We start from the raw sequence: 18,517 nt of genomic DNA on the forward strand, positions 1-18,517 counted from the left end.
TTTTGCGCAATTCAGAATATTCTGACATTAGTTCAGCCATCCATATAGTCAGACGGATTTCATGCTCGCATGAAAAGACGGCTGATTATACGGATGAGATGAGCGCCACTCTATGAGCAAAATAGCTGCGCAGCAGCGACAAGTGCCGCAGGCACGCTTTTGCGAATGGCGCGGCTGAACGTCCCTTATTCCATTTCAGAATATAGCCTCAGCAATCGTTCTCCAACTTTTCCAAGACTTTTATTACAAGCAATTTTCCGTTCTTCCTTTTTCATCAAACGAACATCCTGACTGAAAATCGCAGTTATCTTTTCCTGAAACTCTTTTATTGTCTCTGCTTTATATACCTGTTTTTCATCTTCAAGCCATCCTTCATACACAGGAATGTTTCTTACTATTGTCGGAATTTCACAGGCAAGAGCTTCTAAAACAACGATTCCTTCCGTTTCCTCATAACTCATAAACGAAAATACGTCTGCCCCACAATATGCATCACGCAGTTCATCAGACTTTACGAATCCTGCAAACAATACATTATCTGGTTTCTTTGATATCGCCTCTTTGATTTCTGCTGTCACCAGGCTTTCATTACCGCCTCCAAACCAGATAAACTGTACTTTCGGCATCATTCTGGCCAGTTCAAGAAAATCCAGAATTCCTTTTCTTCCAATCAAATGTCCCACAGATATCACAACCTTCTGCTCTTCCGTTAGCTGATATTTTGCACGGAAGCGTATTCTCCCCTCTGGATCAGGTTTGAAAAATTCTGTATCCACACCATTAGTAATCGAATAAATTTTTCGTTTCAGTCCATACCCTTCCAACAGTTTTCTGGAATACTCGGTTGGCGTCACAACAACATCCCCCAAATTATAACAAAAGCAGATCCATTTTTTAAAAATCGGCGCTGCAAGATTAGAACCAATAAAGGAATTTTTAAAATCTTCCATTGTAGAATGCCCATAATAAATCACTTTTTTCTTCTGCATTTTTGCTATAAAGGCCGCAATCACCGAATCTGGAAAAACTGTATTCATATGAACCACGGTTGCTTCTTTCCACCTGGCTGCACGCGGTGCCTCTACTGCATTCAGCATTTTCTCCTGATGCTCGATTGCTTTTCCGACACCACTTTTTTCTACAATCGGAAACCCACCTCTGTATATATATGTTTTCATAATCTTTACCCTATTCCTTTTATAATGAAAATAACATCTTAAATGCTGTCGTAAGTCCCAGACTGTAAAGTGCAATAGAAAATGGTTTTCCAAGTACAATAACTGCTGTAAACTGTTTCCACGTCATTTTTGTAGTTCCCGCAAGATAACACAAGAAATCATCCGGTGCCACCGGGAAAAAGATTGCCAGCGCAAATAATTTCAAAAACTTACCGTCCTTCTGGGTCCATCCATCATATTTTTCTATCATTTTTTCAGAAAACATTTTGTATAAAACCGGCCTTCCTATTGTCTTTGAAATTCCAAACACTGCAATTGATCCTATACAGATACCAATATAATTATAAAGAAATCCTAGCCACGGCCCAAAAAAGATCACACCACCCAAGCAACTGACTCCACCCGGTAGGATTGGAATAATAACCTGCACAACCTGGATCAGAATAAAAACGAGCATTCCAGTATAACCGAATTTCCAGATAAATGTCTGCAAAGAATCTACCGAATTTAAAATGCCGTTTTTATATGCCCAGATTGCAAGAAGCGTACATCCGGCTAGTCCGGCTATCGAAAGCAGATTGAAAAATCCAGTCAGATTTCTCTGTTTCTTAGGCTGCATTTTCATATCGGTATTTTCGTATTTGCTGTTCATAGATTTTTTCCACTCTTTCGGCAAAATTTTCGGAAGAAAATTTTTCTGCTGAAATAGCAGCCTTGTTTTGCATCCTGCCTCTTGCATTTTCACTCATCCCCTTCCATTCTTGGATTCTCATAAGATAATCTTCTTTTTTATCATACTGCCATCCATTTTCCCCATCTGTCACAACTTGTTCCAGACATCCGTCTCTTCTGCAAAGGAGCGGAATACCACTTGCAAGCGCTTCTGCATAAGTCATTCCCTGTGTCTCGCTGGTAGAAGCACTGACAAAGAGATCTCCTGCCTGATAATAGTGTCCCACTTCTTCCGGTATGATCATTCCCGTAAAAATCACATTTTTAGCAAGCTTTAGCTCTTCGACCTTTTTTTTCATCTCCGGAAGATATGGTCCATCCCCTACAAGGACTAAAATCACCCCGGATTTTCCTGCATCTTGCTGATATTCCAGAAGCTCTTCAATGTTTTTTTCCTTTGCCATTCTGCCTACATATACCAACACCAGTGCATCCTGTGATATACCAAGCTGCATACGGATTTTTTTACGCCAGTCTTCTTTTTTACATAGCTGATATTTTTCCAGATGGATTCCAGATGGAATAACTTCCACCGGACAAGACACCTGGTATCCTTCCAATATCTTACGGATCTTATCGCTGGGTGCAATTAGGGTTTCTACCGCATTTGCAAGTTTCTTTGTCATCAACTGCACAATATTTCTTCCCCATACTTTCTGCGGTGAAAAATAATGGGTATAGTCCTCGTAAACTGTATGGTACGTATGTACAATCGGAACATGAAGTTCAGATGCGATCCTTTTCGCTAAGAAAAATGTGGAAAATTCACACTGTGAATGCACAATATCCGGTTTCCACTCAAGCAACATTTCCATATAGTCACCTGCTGCCTTTGGAATTTTTAATCTTGCCTGCGGATAAATGCATCCAAGTCCAATTGATCCTGCATAAACCACATCGCCTTCTATATAAGAATGAAATGTTCTTGATAATGTAAGAATTTTTACTTCATGTCCTCTTTCTCTTAGCTGTCTGGAAAGATTCATAACTGAAGTAACAACACCGTTTATAACCGGTTCGTACCAGTCTGTTGTAATCAATACTCTCATTTATTAATTCCTCCCGTTATCTTTTTATGAGCATAGTTTAACAGGAGATTGTTAAGATATGGAAAGGGCATTTCTAAAGAATTTTTAAACAAATGCGAAATATTCATTCAAGACAATATTTCAAAAAAAGTGTATCACTTTTTAGAACTCTCTAAAAAATGATACACTTTCTATTTACTCACTTAATACATCCAATGCACTCATTGCCAAGAGCTGAACAGAAGCATGCAGATTTCTTTTTCCTTCTTCTCCGCCTGCTGCTACTGCAAACTCTTTTGTATGTGTCCCTACATGCTCTTTCAATTTCACATAAAACTGAATTGCCGGTATTTCATGGGTTACATTTCCAACATCAGTCGAACCGATTCCCTGAGTCAGGTCACGCTCTATATACTCTTCACCAATAAAGTCCATGTTCTTACGAACATACTGAACCAGTTTCTTATCATTACGCACATCTTTGATAACTTCATCCAACTGTCTTTCTTCAACTTCTGTCCTGGTTGCAATTGCCGCTCCTTTCGCACAATCACGAATAGCATCAACCATTTCCATCATATAATCATATTCCAGTGAACGAATATTAAATACTGCTTTCGCTTCATCTGTTATAGTATTATGAGCTACTCCGCCTTCTGTAATAATTCCGTGTACTCTGCTGTAATCTTTAAAATGTAAACGCATCATATCAACCGCATGGAACATTAACTGAACTCCACTTAGTGCATTTGCTCCCTTCCATGGGCAAGCTGCCGCATGAGCCGGTTTTCCTTTGAAGGTGAATTCCAATGTAATTGCTGCAAAAGAAATATCATCTGGCATAGATTCATCACACGGATGCATCAGAAGTGCAGCATCAATTCCTTCAAATACTCCATGGCGAACCATAATCGCTTTGCCACTGCCCTTTTCTTCGGCCGGAGTACCTAATACTTTTAACACGCCACCTATCTCATGCTTTTCCATAACTTCCTTTAATACAATTCCTGCACCGGCTGCTGATGTTCCGATCAGATTATGTCCACAACCATGTCCGATTTCTGGAAGACAATCATATTCTCCCATAAGTGCTACTGTTTTCCCTGGTTTTCCAGAATCAAAAACTGCTTCAAAAGACGTCGGCATTTCTGCAATTCCTCGTTTAACAACAAAGCCATGGCTTTCCAACAGTTTGCAAAGTGCTTCCTGTGATTTATATTCTTTAAATGCCAGTTCAGGGTTTGCAAAAATATAATCACTTACTTTTTCAAATTCTTCCTTTTTCTCTTTTGCAAGATTACTGATTTCCTGTTTCATTAATTCTAAATTATCCATATTCTTCACCTCTCATTTTATCTGTATGGTTTTAGATCATTCCTTTTAAAGATAAGATAATATTTGAAATTGCTGCTGATCCAAAATAAGTAGATGCCATAACCACAAAGGATACAATTACAATTTTCCAGCTGAGTTTTTTGAAAACCTCAAGCTGGTCTCCTACAGCAATTCCAGCAAAAGCAAGTAGCGGAAGTCCTACAAGTCCAAAACTATATGCACTCATTGCATTTACGATAAAATCTGCAATCGGAGATATCGGCAATGTCAAAACAAAGGATACCAGTGTAGCCCACGCAAATCCTGGAAGATTAGGTTTTTTCACAACATTTTTCAAGGTAATCGCAATCACTACCATTACAAAGCTTACCACTGTCGACTTTGCCAAATCCGGAAGTTTGCTTCCAATAGAAACCATATGTATAATTATGACAATTCCATAAATCACCAATACTATTTTAATTTGTTCTAAAATATTACTTAATGTCGATTTTTCTTGTGGAGTTTGTTTTGTATTTTCCATCTTATGCCTCCTCAGATGCTTTTTTAAATAATTTAGCCCTTAATTTTTCAATACCTGGATTAACACGATTATAATACCAGTTCGCTAATGGCAATGCCAAAAACATTTCCACATACACACCTGTTACTGCAGTTAAAAGTCCACTGGTTGCAGAATATGCAAGAATTTGTTCTGAATACATAGGTGCCGCTGCATTTGTCAACGCTGCAGTAGCCGCATTCATCATAGATGCACTTCCCATACCTGATGCCATCGCAAGTGCATAAGGATGAAATCCGATTGCTAACCCGATCGGTGCCAGGAAAGAATAGAAGAGAGTACCAAATACACTTCCGCTAATATAAGTTCCAAGTGTTCCCATTCCTTCTCTGGATTCCAGACCATATTTATCTCCGATAATACCAAGTGCCGTATCTCTGCAAAGAGAGAACGTTCCACCCACAGCACTTCTTCCTAATCCAAGGAGTAAGCCAAGTGGTAATGCAATCAGCATCGTCATCATATTTCCCGCTTCCTGAAACAGTAAAGCAGGACCTGCCTGTAAAACAATTCCAACCTTTGGACCTGCATTGATACCAAACATAATTCCAAGCGGATATAATGTAAGAGACAACAAAAACGGTGCCCGTTTAATTTCTGCGTTACTAATAAATTTCTTCAGTGGGGGAATCACTTTTCCTAATAATGTTGGAGATAAAAGAATTCCCATGATGATAACCCAAATCATCGTCAATATCTTCACGTCAATCCCCATCACCTTAAATTGAAGTGGACCAATCAGCTCCGCAATAATGCAAATAATAATAGTTGCGATCATGCAATTTACAGTCCCTGTTCTTTCTTTCACATTTCCTTCCTCCGTTTCTTCCGAATTCTTATTTGACTACAGTATAACATTGACTTCTTAAAGTGTCGACACTCTCCATGCACCATAATGTCCCTGTTTTTTATGCACTTTGCACATTTATTATTCTTTCAAAAATATAGCATGTGCATTTCGCCCAACTATTTTCTTTCTTTTTAGGCACGCACAATATCGACTTTCCTATTTAGTAATGCTAAACTTTGCTTGTCAATTAAAAAACTATTTTAGTTAGAAAGAGAGGATTTAAGATGTTATTCAAACAATTAATAGAAGCTTTCGACATTATAGACAGTAAGAACGTAAACGGCAACTCTGTCGCATCTTATTTAAAATCCATAAAACAAGATGCGGATATTCAGGTTTATCCTTTAGTTGGACCAAAAGGTTCTACAGATATGTTAAAAATTCGCATCCCGGGTCTTCACGGAAAGACTTCCGGAGGCGATGCTCCGACAATTGGACTTCTTGGGAGATTAGGCGGACTTGGTGCTCGTCCTGAGCGAATCGGGTATGTATCTGACGGTGATGGTGCCCTCGTTGCAATTGCTCTTGCTGCCAAATTATTAGATATGCAGAATAAAGGGGATTTTTTAGAAGGTGACGTATTCATTTCTACACATATTTGTCCGGATGCACCGACCGCGCCACATGTTCCGGTTCCATTTATGGGATCACCTGTAGAAATGGCACAGGTAAATGCAGAAGAGCTCACACCGGAACTTGACGCAGTTCTCTCTGTAGATACTACTAAAGGAAATCGCGTGATCAATCACAATGGATTTGCAATCTCACCTACAGTAAAAGAAGGCTACATCCTTCGTACTTCCGAAGATCTTCTTGATTTAATGCAGATTACTACGGGAAAACTTCCAAAAGTATTTCCATTAACACAGCAGGATATCACTCCTTATGGCAATGATCTTCATCATCTAAACAGTATTCTGCAACCGGCAACTGCTACTAATGCACCTGTAGTCGGGATTGCCATCACAACAGAAACAACTGTTCCCGGTTGTGCAACCGGAGCCAGTCATATGACTGATCTTGATGAAGCTGCACGCTTTATGTTAGAAGTTGCCAAATCCTTTGGCCGTCGTTCTCTTAAATTATACGACGAAGAAGAATTCAAAAAATTACAAAGTTTATACGGTTCAATGAATCATTTCCAAAAACTGAATCCTTTCTCGTAATAGATACATACTGTTTTGAAATAAAAGATGCCCTGAAAAGGCATCTTTTATTTCAAAAATTTCTTTATTCGAAGCGCAAGCGCTATCTCAAGAATACTATTCGGATCTGACAAATCATATCCTGTCTGATTTTCAATTTTTTTAATTCTGTATATCAAAGTATTTCGATGCAAATGAAGTGCATTTGCTGTTATATTTCTTGCCCCTAAATTATTCACGAGAACTTCCAGCGTTTCTAAAAGTTCACTTTCATTTTTTTGATCATATTCAATAAATGCATTCAACTTGTCCTCCATAAACTCCTGACACAGCTCATGCTTACTGATTTCTTTCATGATTCTCCAAAAGCCTGCATCTTCTATACAAAGTACTTTTGAATTGAATTCCTGGCACACTGCAATTTCTACTGTATCCCTTGCATCCTGATAAGCCTTTCCGAAACGTTGGTAGGAATTTTCTACTCTCGAAACACCTATCGCTGCAGTATATCCTGTCTTTTCCGAAATATTTTTCTGAATCTTCTCGAAATACTCTTTCGTTATAGTTTTCTCTTTTGTCCGTTTTAATATGCATTGAAAATTATCATTATTCGACAAAACAATTACTTTTTCCCCACCAAAAGATTCTTTTATCATATTTTCGATTTTCTCAATTTTTTCATGAACAATCTCTTCCTGTAGTTCATGTAATTTTTGTTTAATTCCATCAATTTCAATATAAACGATCTGGTACGGAGGTGATGGCCATTTTTGTTCTTTAATCCGATAGTTTCCTTCTTCATTACATGTGATATTTCCTGTCAAAAGATCAATAAACAATCTTTTATCCATTTCCCGACGGTTATATTTTTCAATTCGAGAATGAATGGTATCCATCAAATTGTTCTGTGATTTTATCAATGCCTCCATCACAAGATAATTCATTTCTATGAAAGGCAAATCTTCCGGCCACAAAATGATTGGGAACTGTAATTCATTAGCCAGTTTGATCGCATCATCCAAAAAACAACCAATATATCTATATTTTGTCGCGAGCGCAGCTGCCTTTGCTTCATACAAATTTCTTATCAGATTCATTATTTCTTCTTTTGTGTCACTATATGCATATCCAGTTGTAATATACAAAACATTTGGGCGCATCCATACTTTCATATCTGGTATTTCCATACAATCCACAAAGCGAACAATCCTATCAATTCCACCTTCTCCGGCTGCTAATGTACATCCTTTCGACTGTGCCAGCTCTAATACCTCTTTTACTTTTATTGACACTTTCTATTCCATCCCTTTTTATTTGTATTATAGATAAATATAGAATATCATAAAACACTGTTTTTTCAAATATCATCTTACGCTTAACTTTATCCAGATTGCGTTTCTGACCGAACGTCATTTTTTCTCATGGATTTTTTCCACACTTTTTGCTATACTATTCTCAATACTGGCACTATTAACGACATTACACAGGAGGTTCACATGAAGAAAGTGCTTCAAATATTTCAGAGAGATTTAAAGAGACTCTTACGTAGCCCTGCTGCTGCTCTCGTCATGGTGGGAGTCTGCATTCTCCCTTCTCTCTATGCATGGTTCAACATTGCCGCCAACATGGATCCCTACGGCAATACAAAAAATGTAAAAGTGGCAATTGCAAATTGTGACACCGGTGGACACACCGGTTCGATGGATCTGAATGCCGGAGGCACCATCGTACAAAATCTGAAAAAAAATCACCAGCTTGGCTGGACCTTTGTTGATGAAAAGAAAGCCAAAAGCGGTGTCCGTTCCGGCAAATACTACGCTGCCATTGTAATCCCGGAGGATTTCAGCGAGTCTCTCCTCAGCATCCTTTCCGGGGATTTAAAACAGCCGCAGCTCGACTATTATATTAATGAAAAGAAAAACGCGATCGCTCCGAAGATCACCGCCACCGGCGCAAGCACGATCCAGCAGCAGATCAATGACACCTTTTCGTCCGTTGCCGCTGACTCCATTGCGAAGATCGTGCAGAAATCGGCCGGTACACTGACCGGCAAGCTTGACGGAACAAATTCTACGCTGATGCAGGCGCTTACCGATACCCGTAAGAATCTTGCTGACTATCAGAACGCCCTGAAGGATTTCCAGGCTACGGTAAAAGATTCCGGTTCTTTGATCGATGACACTCTGAAAACACTGGACTCTGTAAATGCTGTTGCCTCTTCCGGTTCTGCTGCCCTTGCAGATACATCAGATCTGCTTGCCACCAGCCGGACAGCAATCGGAACCTTTTCCACAGAATTTTCTACCAGCCTGTCAGATGGCGAGACGCTTTTAACCAATGTCTACACCTCCGCAGCCTTAAAGCTCGGAACTTTTGAGACAAAAGCCACACAGGTCAACACTGCGATTGGAGACAGTATTTCTTCTGCCAGCTCTTTAAATAAGAAAAATGCAGAAATTCTGGAAAAGCTTGCCGCCCTTCAGCAGCAGATCGGAAGTGATTCTTCCCTGTCCGGTATCGTCAGCGAAAAAATTGCAGAACTCCAGGTACAGAATGATTCTCTTCAGGAACTCATTGATTCTCTTGGGAACAGCAATTCCAGCATAGGAAATGCACTGACTACAGCAAGTAATACCAGAAGTTCTCTTGAGACACTCACTGCCCAGAACCGACAGTCTCTGCAGAATTACAGAAGCAGTCTGAACCAGTCGCTTCTGCCACAGCTGAACCAGTCACTTGACAGGCTTGCCACATTGAGCGGAAGCCTTTCTTCTACTTTAACCGGGGTAAATCCGACGATCACACAGTTAAAGGTGATCCTTACCCAGTTAAAGAGCAGTTTAAACGAAAGTGCAGACGCACTTGGTCAGACCGGAGGAACTCTTGAAAGCGTAGATACTGCTCTGAAAAATATTACCGCTGACCTAAAAGCTCTGCAGAGCTCCGAAACCTACCAGCATCTAATCTCACTGGAAGGCATCGACTCAGATTCCATTTCTGATTTTATGTCCTCACCGGTTTCGATCAATTCAAAGGTACTTTATGATGTGGAAAATTACGGTTCCGGAATGACTCCGTTCTACACTAATCTGGCACTCTGGGTTGGTGGACTGATCCTGGTATCCATCCTGAAACAGGAAGTAGACAAAGACGAAACCATTTCCCGTTTTACTCCGACAACTGCTTATTTCGGACGTTGGATGCTCTTTGTCGTGGTCGGACTGATCCAGGGATTCATTGTGTGCGTAGGAGATTTGCTGCTTCTGAAAGTACAGTGTGTCCACCCGGTTGCATTTGTGTGCGCTGGTATGCTCTGCTCCTTTGTGTATGTCAATCTGATTTATGCAATGGCGCTGACCTTCAAGCACATTGGAAAAGCACTTGCCGTTGTCCTGGTCATCCTGCAGATCCCTGGTTCTTCCGGAACCTATCCGATCGAGATGACACCGGTCTTTTTCCAGAAACTGCATCCGCTTCTTCCGTTCTCTTACGGAATTGGCGCTATGCGTGAGTGTATTGCCGGATTTTACAAAAATAACTACGCAAAGAATCTGCTGACCCTGCTGCTTTTCCTTCTCCTTGCATTCTTCATCGGACTGCTACTGAGACCACTTCTGATGAATCTGAACCATCTGTTCGACAAACGTCTTGCCGAGACAGATCTGATGCTGGGAGAGACTGCAACCGGTGAGCTCTCTCGCCCACAGCTTACACTGATGATGAAAACCATGATGCAGGATGAAGACGGACGAGCTGATTTTATCCGACGTGCCAACCGCTTCGAAAAACGGTATCCAAAACTAATCCGTACCGGTTTTATCCTGATCCTTGTAATTCCACTGATCTTTCTTCTTCTGATGTTCAGTCTGGAATCCAAGATCATATACCTGACACTGTGGATCATTTCCCTGATCGTACTCGCCGTCTATCTGATCTGTGTGGAATATATTCACGACAAGACCTCCAGACAGCTTTCCTATATCCATCTGTCTGAGGAAGAATTTTTTAAAAAAGTAAAGGAGGGAAAAGACAAATGAGAAATATATGGACCATCTTCACAAGAGATATCCGGAAAATAAGAACAAATGTCATTGCACTGATCGTCGTTCTTGGCGTCACAGTGGTTCCCTGCCTTTATGCATGGTACAACATTGCGGCAAGCTGGGATCCCTATGGGAATACCGGGAATCTGAAGGTTGCCGTGGCAAGCGTAGATGAAGGCTATATCGGAAACCTGATCCCGCTCCAGCTGAATCTTGGCGATCAGGTATTGTCTGCTCTTCGGGAGAATACACAGCTCAACTGGGTATTTACAACCAAAAGTAAAGCAATGAAGGGTGTAAAATCCGGAGAATATTACGCAGCGATCGTAATCCCGGAAGATTTCAGTACGAACCTGATGAGTGTATTTTCCAGTGATATTAAGAAACCAGAAATTACCTATTACTCCAATGCAAAAGAAAATGCCATTGCACCGAAGGTAACAGACAAAGGAGCAACCGCAGTCCAGACACAGGTCAACGAAGTATTTATCGAAACCATTTCCGATACGGTGCTGACTGCACTTCAGACTGTTGCAAATACCGCAGACTCCAGGGATTCGGATGAGCTTGCAGGTACACTGATCACAAACCTGAATAAAATCGGTTCTGATCTGTCTGCTTCTTCGACGACTCTGCATTCCTTCTCACAGATGACCGATTCTGCGCAGCAGCTTCTGGACACAACTGCCGGGTTCTTAAAAGTAACGAAAGAACAGGCTTCTGCAAATGCAGATACTCTTTCCGGTACACAGCAGTCCTTCTCCGGGATTCAGGAGACTCTGGACGGAGCTACAGACGGAATCAATACTGCGCTGACCTCTACCAAAAGCTTTTACGAGCAGATGTCACAGACGATCGATCAGGCATTCCAGTCGCAGTCACAGGATGCTTCTTCTGTTGCCAGCACCCTTGACCTTCTTAGCGACCGTGTCAATGCGATCGTACAGTCTTACCAGGGAATCCGTGACAGCATTGCACAGATTGCAGATGCACACCCGGAGCTGTCTGATCTTACCGCACCAATCCTTGCAAAGTTGGATGACTCCATAGCTGTTCAGGGAGAACTTCGTGATAAACTCACAAACGCAGCATCTTCTCTTCGCGATACAGCCGGCAGCGTAACGACCTCCAAAAAAGAGCTGGATGATCTGATCAGTTCCAGCATTTCAGGAATTACTGCTGTCAAATCTGACTATGAAACCAATGTATCCGGTTCTCTAAAACAGCTGTCTGGCTCCCTTGGTTCTACCAAAAATGATCTGTCCGATCTGCTCTCCCAGCTTGGTGCAAGTGCAGATGGAATTTATACCCTTGCCTCCTCCGCAGGTTCTGATCTGTCACAAATCCAGAAGGCTCTGGAGACCTCTTCTGATCTGTTGGAGACAGCATCCAAAAAGATTACCGATACAACTTCCAGGTTAAGCCAGATGGAGGCAACCGGAGACTTTTCCGAACTGAAAGACCTGATTTCCGGCGATAAGAACAGCATCAGCTCCTTCCTCGCTGCACCGGTAGAGCTGAAAACCAACAAAGTGTACCCGATTGAAAATTACGGTTCTTCCATGGCCCCATTCTACTCTACACTTTCCATCTGGATCGGCGGAATTGTCCTGGTTGCCATGCTCAAGGTCACTGTATCCGAAAACGGCACCACCGGGCTTAAACATCTGAAGCTCCATCAGATTTATCTTGGAAGATACCTTATCTTCCTGATTCTCGGGTTTTTGCAGAGCACCCTGATCTGCCTCGGTGATCTGTTCTACCTTGGCATCCAGTGCAAGCACCCGTTCCTCTTCCTCCTTGCCGGATGGATATCCAGCATCGTATATGTCAACATCATTTACACGCTGACTGTCTCCTTCGGAGATATCGGAAAAGCGGTCAGTGTCGTACTTCTGATTATGCAGGTAGCCGGAACCGGCGGAACTTTCCCGATCGAAGTCGCACCGAGATTCTTCAAAGCGGTGTATTCACTGTTTCCATTTACCCACAGTATGGCAGCACTGCGCGAAGCAGTCGGTGGACTGTATGCTATGGATTACTGGATCGATCTTGGAAAGCTTTGTATCTTCCTTGTTGTATTCCTGATCATGGGACTGGTGCTTAGGAAGCCGATCATTAAGGTGAATGAGGCGTTCTCAGAGAAGCTGGAAGAGACGAAGATTATGTAAATATAGAAGTACTTGTCTTTTACATTTACATTAAAAAACTCTCTTATGAATGATTTAACGATCTTTCATAAGAGAGTTTTATTACCTATATGGTTCAAATATTTTACTCATAAAAATAGCATTGTTATCATCATATACTTCTATATCCTTTATACGATCTTTTTCAGACACCGTATCCTTTCCACCACAGGAAATAGTTCCTGCTACGATCAAAACAATCCAAAAAAATATAGCATATTTTTTATATTCCAAATCCACTCAGCAATACATAATATCCTGTCAAGATCACTACAAACACCACAATAACCGGGATTGTCTTCTTCATCAGCTGCCCCCAGGATACCCGGAAATATTCCGTAATGATTGCAAGACAGATATGTGTCGGTGAAATCTGCATTGCCGCATAAGAAAGTGCCATCAGGTACACCAGAAGTCCGGCTCCTGCATGCGGTATGCTTGCAAATGCCAGCGGAATCAATAGCACAATCATAGAATTTGCTCCACTGATAATCGTTCCGAGAAACATAATGATTCCAAATGCCGCAAACTGTGGAATTGCAGATCCTGCAAACAAATCCGGAAGTTTTCCGATTGCCCCTGTATAGGTAAGAATGTTCTTGAACATCATCAGAATGATCGTATTGAAGATGATTCTCCACTCTACCGATGTCTTTGCAAAATCCAGCACTTCCTTCAGACTTAACCGATATACAATAATCGAAAGCACAATAATAAACGGCAGTACCTTGATCACAGAAAGATTCAGTGCGATCACAAGCACAATACAAAGCACCAGTGGCCAGAAACAGTACAGAAGCTGTTTGAATTCTTCTTTTTTGTCTATCATTTCATCCTCACTTGCTTCATATCCTTTCGAAAGCTTCCGCAGATAAAATACATATCCCAGTACCAGAAGCACCACAACCATCGGCGCCATAAAAAGTACAAATTGCCCGGTTGATACCGCTGTAATGGAAAGTGCCAGCAGAATTGCATTATAAGTCGGCGAAAAGCTTTCTGAAATATGGCGGTAGTAACTGGTCACAAACGTCTTTTCTTCCACATCCAGATCTTTTCCTGTCGCCTTATCTACGATCGCCCCACAGATATTGACAGCTCCTGCAGACGGAAGGAATCCAATGATCACCGGCGCAATTACACACACCATACGCCTGTCTCCGCTAAGCCTCTGCAGTGCCATCTCCGCTCTTTCCAGAAGTTTCCGGTTCTCCATAATCCGCTGCAAAAAGGTTACAAGAATAAAGCTTCCGACCACCAGCAGCGTATCTTTTTCATAAACCGACTGTATCATCAATTTTGCTGCATCCCCAAGCGGAATTCCAAACAGGATCACAGTCAGCAAAATGGCAGCGATCATCGCATCACGCAGTTTTAATTTTGCCAGGACCATCACCATAATGACAATAAAAATCACTGCAAGCTTTATAAATTCGGTCTGCATCTCTTTACTCCAATTCTCTTTTTTCTAATTTCCCTTTTTTCATCCACAGACACCGATCCGCATAATTTGCAAATTCTCTGTCGTGGGTACTGACCAGGATTGTCGTTCCTTCTTTTGCCATTTTTTGAAAATATTTCATAATGATCTCTGAATTTTCCATATCCAGACTGCTTGTCGGTTCATCTGCAACTACCAGTTTCGGGTTCTGCGCAAATGTCCTTGCGATCGCCACACGTCTTTGCTCTCCGCCGGACAGATTTGCCGGATATTCGGAAAGCATATTCTGGATTCCAAGAAGCTCCGTCAGATACGTGATCCTTTCTTTATCCGGTTTCCGGTTTTTCCCCAGCGAAAGTGGCAGCAGGATATTTTCCATGACCGTCAGATTCTGGAGAAGATTTTGTCCCTGCATGATATACCCAAGGTCGCCTCCCCGCAGAACCGATAACTGTCTGTCATTCATTTTTTCAATCTCATGATCCAGTACTGTGATCTTTCCTTCTGTCGGTTTCAGGATCCCGGTCAGCATATGGAAGAGGGTGGATTTTCCACTTCCCGACTGTCCCATGATCGCAACCAGTTCTTTTTCTTCCACTTCCAGATTCACGTGGTCTACTGCGTAAAACTGATTCTTTCCACGTACAAATTCCCGACTCAGATTTTCTGTCTTTACAATCATGATTCCACCTCCTGAATCAGTTTATATAGTTCCATACGATTCGCTCTGACTGCCGCATATAAGGTGGCAAGAAGGCTGACACCAACCGCAAGCCCCAGGCTCTGCAATGCAAGAATCACATATTGGGAAACATTTACATTCAGATACGGCATATTCATACTTTCCATGATCACGTCTTTAAATAACAGGATTCCGCCTCCGGAGAACACCACTCCAAGAAATCCTCCAAGCACACCGATCATTCCTGCTTCCAGAAGAAGCATCTGGAAAATCTGGCTTTTTCGTGCACCAATAGAAAGTAGTACCCCAAACTCCTTCAAACGTTCATTCACAGTAATGTTAAAAATGCAGATCAGTGCCAGGACTGCCATTAAAAACAACAGTCCGATCAGAAGCGCGCTGTAAGACCGCATCTGTTCCAGTGTATCTGAAACTTTTCCGGACATTGCTTTTGCCGTATAAGCTTTCAGACCGGAATCTCTCATCTTTGTGTTGATCGTGTTCGCCACTTCTTTCGGATCTGCTCCGTCTTTCGTCCGGATCGTCAGAAGGGAAACATATTTCTGCGGTTCTGTAAGATCCGTCACATACTTGATCTGAAAACTGTCAAATAATGTATATGCCGTCTCAAAATTCATGAATGCGCAGTTATCATAACTGGTTCCTGTTTCTTCGAGTTTTCCTGCAACCTCGTATTCCTGTCCAAAGAAAGAAATTTTATCTCCCGCTTTTGCCGTAATCTTGCTTCCAACAACAGTCTGACCCTTTTTCAATTCACTCACATTGCTTCCAGACATCCACGGCTGTACAATAAAATCACTTTCCGGTTCAAAAGCAACAATCTGTACCGGAACTGAACAGCATGCCGCATCCAGTGATGCAATGTAGAGCTGCGGAGAAATTTTGTCAATTCCATCCGTCTTTTTCACCTGATCCACCAAAGACTTTTCAAAATAGAAACTGCACAACCCTCCCGAAAACAGAGAATCGCTTAAATCTGATTCATATTCTCCCGGTGCTACGATCACATCCGCCCCAATCCGATCTACTGTCTTATCAATACAAGTTTTCATACTTTCTGTCAATACTCTACTGGTAAACAGCGCTGCCGATAAAATCAGCACCAGTGCTGCCAGAAACATCGTCCTGACTCTTCGATGCCGCAGATTTCTGACTGCAAGTCCAGGTACAGTCAACATTTTCTGTTCCATTTTTCTTTCCTTCCTTTTTTAACATTTTGTTCGGAAAACCCCCGTAATTTTCCAATTAAAATAAGGAATGTGCCTTGGCACTTTCCTAATATATAAGACAAAAGAGGAGCTTCCACTCATCCCAGAGTTCAAAGCTCCTCCACCTCATTCATTTATGTGTCTGATTATTTTGTGCTTACTTTTTCAGCAAGTGGCTGCCATGCTGTCTCTACGACTTTATCTACAGTCCAGTCAGAGGTAATGATTCCTGCCTCAATGTAGTCCTTTGCAACAGCTTTAATTGTTTCCTTTGTATCTGCATTGGATACTGCCCAGTTCTGCTGATCAAGCATGTATTTTGTAAGCTCGATGTCACCAGATACCATACCCTCATCAAGCATGATCTGTGCAGCTTCGTCTTTGTTTTCTGCAATGTACATATATGCATCCATTACACATTTTGTAAGTACCTGAGAGATTACCGGATTTTCTTTTACGAATTTTCCGCTCATAGCCATTACGCAGCATGTTTCATCTTTGAAATCATCATCCCATGTGATAGAACGAAGAACTTTTAATGTTCCGTCATCTACGAATTTCTTTGCAAAACGGTCACTCAGAAGGCAAGCTTTGATGTCACCTGACTGAAGAGACTGGATTGCTGCACTTGATTCAACCTGTACACATGTTGCTGCATCCTGTTTCAATCCATCTGCAAGGAAGAAACGGATGATCATGTTGTGTGAAGATCCACCGATCGGGCTATCCATACCAACAGTTGTGCCTTCCAGGTCTTTTGTTGATTCGATTCCTGAATCAGCAAGTACATATAATGATTTGCATCCTGTCTGCGCACTTCCTGTAAATACGATGTCCATTCCGTTTGTGATCGGAACTAACATATGTGCAATATGGTGTACTCCAAACTGAGCTTTTCCAGTTCCAAGTGCTTCTGTGATTTCAGTACCAGCTGCGATCTGAACATCTAATCCCCAATTATCATAGTATCCGAGTGCTTTTGCCATGCTAGGTCCTGATGTACAGTCACCACCATCATATTCGGCTGTGATGGTTGTTCCCCATGCCGGCTCTTTTTTCATTGCTTCTTTAATTTCATCATCTGACATTTTTGTGATATCAGTCACTTCTTTCTCTGTAGAAGCTTCCTGTTTTTTGGAATCACTTGTGTCTTCCTTCTTTTCTGATGAGCTTGATGAACCGCCACATGCAACCAGTGATACGGTCATTGCGCATGCAAGTAACGTTGCAAACAATCTTTTTTTCATAATTCTTTTCTCCTCTTCGTGTTTTTACTTTGTTGCTTTTATATTTATCTTTCAATAAATATCCATTTAATGATCTGTATGATGCTTCAGATCAAGCATCTTCAGAATCCTGTTCCGATATGCCTGGAACTCTTCGCTGTCTCTCTGCTTTGGTTCAGCCAGTTCAATCGGTATATCTGCCTTTACACGTCCCGGTCTTGGCTCCATAACCAGCACTCTTGTTCCCATATAAATTGCTTCTTCTACATCATGTGTAACCATGACGACCGTCTGTTTCTGTTCTCTCCAAATATTCAGGATCTCATCCTGCATATTCATTCTGGTAAATGCGTCCAGCGCGCCAAGAGGCTCGTCCAGAAGCAGAATATCCGGATGATTGATCAGCGATCTTACCAGCGCCACTCTCTGCGCCATACCTCCGGAGAGCTGATGCGGATAGTCTTTTCGGAAATCTTCAAGTCCTACCATTTTCAGCATATGCTCTACCAGTTCTTTATCCTGCTTTTTCTGCATACGCAAGCTGAAGGATACATTCTTCTCTACCGTAAGCCACGGAAACAATGTTGCTTTCTGGAATACCATTCCACGATCCGGTCCGGCTCCAACAATCGGTTTTCCGCCAAGTCTGATCTCACCGGTAGTCGGTCTGATCAGTCCTGCGATCAATCGCAAAATTGTTGATTTTCCACATCCACTTGTTCCAACAATACTGACAAACTCACCCGGCTGGATCGTCAGATTCACCTCTGCCAACGCATGTGTGATCTCGTTACTGTCTGTCTTTGCAAAACTCTTTGTTACTTTGTCAAACTCCAGGACACGCCCGTGTCCCTGCTTCTCATCCACTGATGCCATC

Annotated in this window: 15 protein-coding genes; 3 read left to right on the forward strand and 12 right to left on the reverse strand. The window is 41.7% G+C overall.

From position 1 onward, the window contains the following. Nucleotides 1-185 precede the first annotated feature (185 nt). The 6 genes from PGZ10_RS11215 to PGZ10_RS11240 form a co-directional block, all read right to left on the reverse strand. Complete coding sequence (locus tag PGZ10_RS11215) at nucleotides 186-1,178, reverse strand: glycosyltransferase (protein ID WP_118217709.1); 993 nt, start codon at nucleotides 1,176-1,178, stop codon at nucleotides 186-188. A gap of 19 nt (nucleotides 1,179-1,197) precedes the next feature. Then, nucleotides 1,198-1,803 (reverse strand): TVP38/TMEM64 family protein, encoded by a 606-nt coding sequence (locus PGZ10_RS11220; RefSeq protein WP_117557850.1) that lies wholly within the window; start codon nucleotides 1,801-1,803, stop codon nucleotides 1,198-1,200. Then, a complete protein-coding gene (locus PGZ10_RS11225; RefSeq protein WP_270541469.1) occupies nucleotides 1,787-2,959 on the reverse strand; it encodes a glycosyltransferase family 4 protein in 1,173 nt (390 codons plus the stop codon). The genes PGZ10_RS11220 and PGZ10_RS11225 overlap by 17 nt, the downstream gene beginning before the upstream one ends. 174 nt (nucleotides 2,960-3,133) lie before the next feature. Then, a complete protein-coding gene (locus PGZ10_RS11230; RefSeq protein WP_117557830.1) occupies nucleotides 3,134-4,273 on the reverse strand; it encodes a M20 family metallopeptidase in 1,140 nt (379 codons plus the stop codon). A 31-nt stretch (nucleotides 4,274-4,304) separates the two neighbouring features. After that, entirely contained in the window at nucleotides 4,305-4,796 is a 492-nt protein-coding gene (locus tag PGZ10_RS11235; RefSeq protein ID WP_117823568.1) for a hypothetical protein, read from the reverse strand. A 1-nt stretch (nucleotide 4,797) separates the two neighbouring features. Further along, a complete protein-coding gene (locus PGZ10_RS11240) occupies nucleotides 4,798-5,643 on the reverse strand; it encodes a DUF3100 domain-containing protein (protein WP_270247220.1) in 846 nt (281 codons plus the stop codon). Between the two features lie 266 nt (nucleotides 5,644-5,909). Here PGZ10_RS11240 and PGZ10_RS11245 point away from each other — a divergent pair, with 266 nt between their 5' ends. After that, the gene (locus PGZ10_RS11245) at nucleotides 5,910-6,851 is read left to right on the forward strand and encodes a DUF1177 domain-containing protein (protein ID WP_270247221.1); all 942 of its coding nucleotides are present in this window, start codon (nucleotides 5,910-5,912) and stop codon (nucleotides 6,849-6,851) included. 47 nt (nucleotides 6,852-6,898) lie between these two features. Here PGZ10_RS11245 and PGZ10_RS11250 read toward each other — a convergent pair whose 3' ends face one another. Then, complete coding sequence (locus PGZ10_RS11250; RefSeq protein WP_270541470.1) at nucleotides 6,899-8,122, reverse strand: PucR family transcriptional regulator; 1,224 nt, start codon at nucleotides 8,120-8,122, stop codon at nucleotides 6,899-6,901. A gap of 204 nt (nucleotides 8,123-8,326) precedes the next feature. Here PGZ10_RS11250 and PGZ10_RS11255 point away from each other — a divergent pair, with 204 nt between their 5' ends. Continuing rightward, nucleotides 8,327-10,867 carry a YhgE/Pip domain-containing protein gene (locus tag PGZ10_RS11255; RefSeq protein ID WP_270541471.1) on the forward strand — a complete coding sequence of 847 codons (2,541 nt, stop codon included), beginning with the start codon at nucleotides 8,327-8,329 and terminating at the stop codon, nucleotides 10,865-10,867. After that, nucleotides 10,864-13,044: a YhgE/Pip domain-containing protein gene (locus PGZ10_RS11260; RefSeq protein ID WP_270541473.1), complete on the forward strand. Its 2,181-nt coding sequence runs from the start codon at nucleotides 10,864-10,866 to the stop codon at nucleotides 13,042-13,044. The genes PGZ10_RS11255 and PGZ10_RS11260 overlap by 4 nt, the downstream gene beginning before the upstream one ends. Before the next feature lie 241 nt (nucleotides 13,045-13,285). Here the strand turns inward: PGZ10_RS11260 and PGZ10_RS11265 are convergent, their stop codons facing one another. The 5 genes from PGZ10_RS11265 to PGZ10_RS11285 all read right to left on the reverse strand — a co-directional run bounded on the left by PGZ10_RS11265 (nucleotide 13,286) and on the right by PGZ10_RS11285 (nucleotide 18,516). Next, nucleotides 13,286-14,506, reverse strand: coding sequence for a DUF401 family protein (locus PGZ10_RS11265; protein WP_195250977.1), 1,221 nt, complete (start codon nucleotides 14,504-14,506; stop codon nucleotides 13,286-13,288). Nucleotides 14,507-14,510: 4 nt separating this feature from the next. Continuing rightward, nucleotides 14,511-15,185: an ABC transporter ATP-binding protein gene (locus PGZ10_RS11270; protein ID WP_118199285.1), complete on the reverse strand. Its 675-nt coding sequence runs from the start codon at nucleotides 15,183-15,185 to the stop codon at nucleotides 14,511-14,513. Beyond that, nucleotides 15,182-16,396 (reverse strand): ABC transporter permease, encoded by a 1,215-nt coding sequence (locus PGZ10_RS11275; protein ID WP_117557803.1) that lies wholly within the window; start codon nucleotides 16,394-16,396, stop codon nucleotides 15,182-15,184. Before PGZ10_RS11275 ends, PGZ10_RS11270 begins: the two co-directional genes overlap by 4 nt. Nucleotides 16,397-16,560: 164 nt before the next feature. Further along, complete coding sequence (locus tag PGZ10_RS11280) at nucleotides 16,561-17,661, reverse strand: ABC transporter substrate-binding protein (RefSeq protein WP_243006403.1); 1,101 nt, start codon at nucleotides 17,659-17,661, stop codon at nucleotides 16,561-16,563. Between the two features lie 66 nt (nucleotides 17,662-17,727). Beyond that, nucleotides 17,728-18,516, reverse strand: a complete 789-nt coding sequence (locus PGZ10_RS11285) for an ABC transporter ATP-binding protein (protein ID WP_117823543.1) — start codon at nucleotides 18,514-18,516, stop codon at nucleotides 17,728-17,730. Between the last annotated feature and the right edge of the window lies 1 nt (nucleotide 18,517).

The organism is Coprococcus sp. AF102-57, assembly GCF_027686195.1.
GTDB classification, from domain to species: domain Bacteria; phylum Bacillota; class Clostridia; order Lachnospirales; family Lachnospiraceae; genus Allocoprococcus; species Allocoprococcus comes.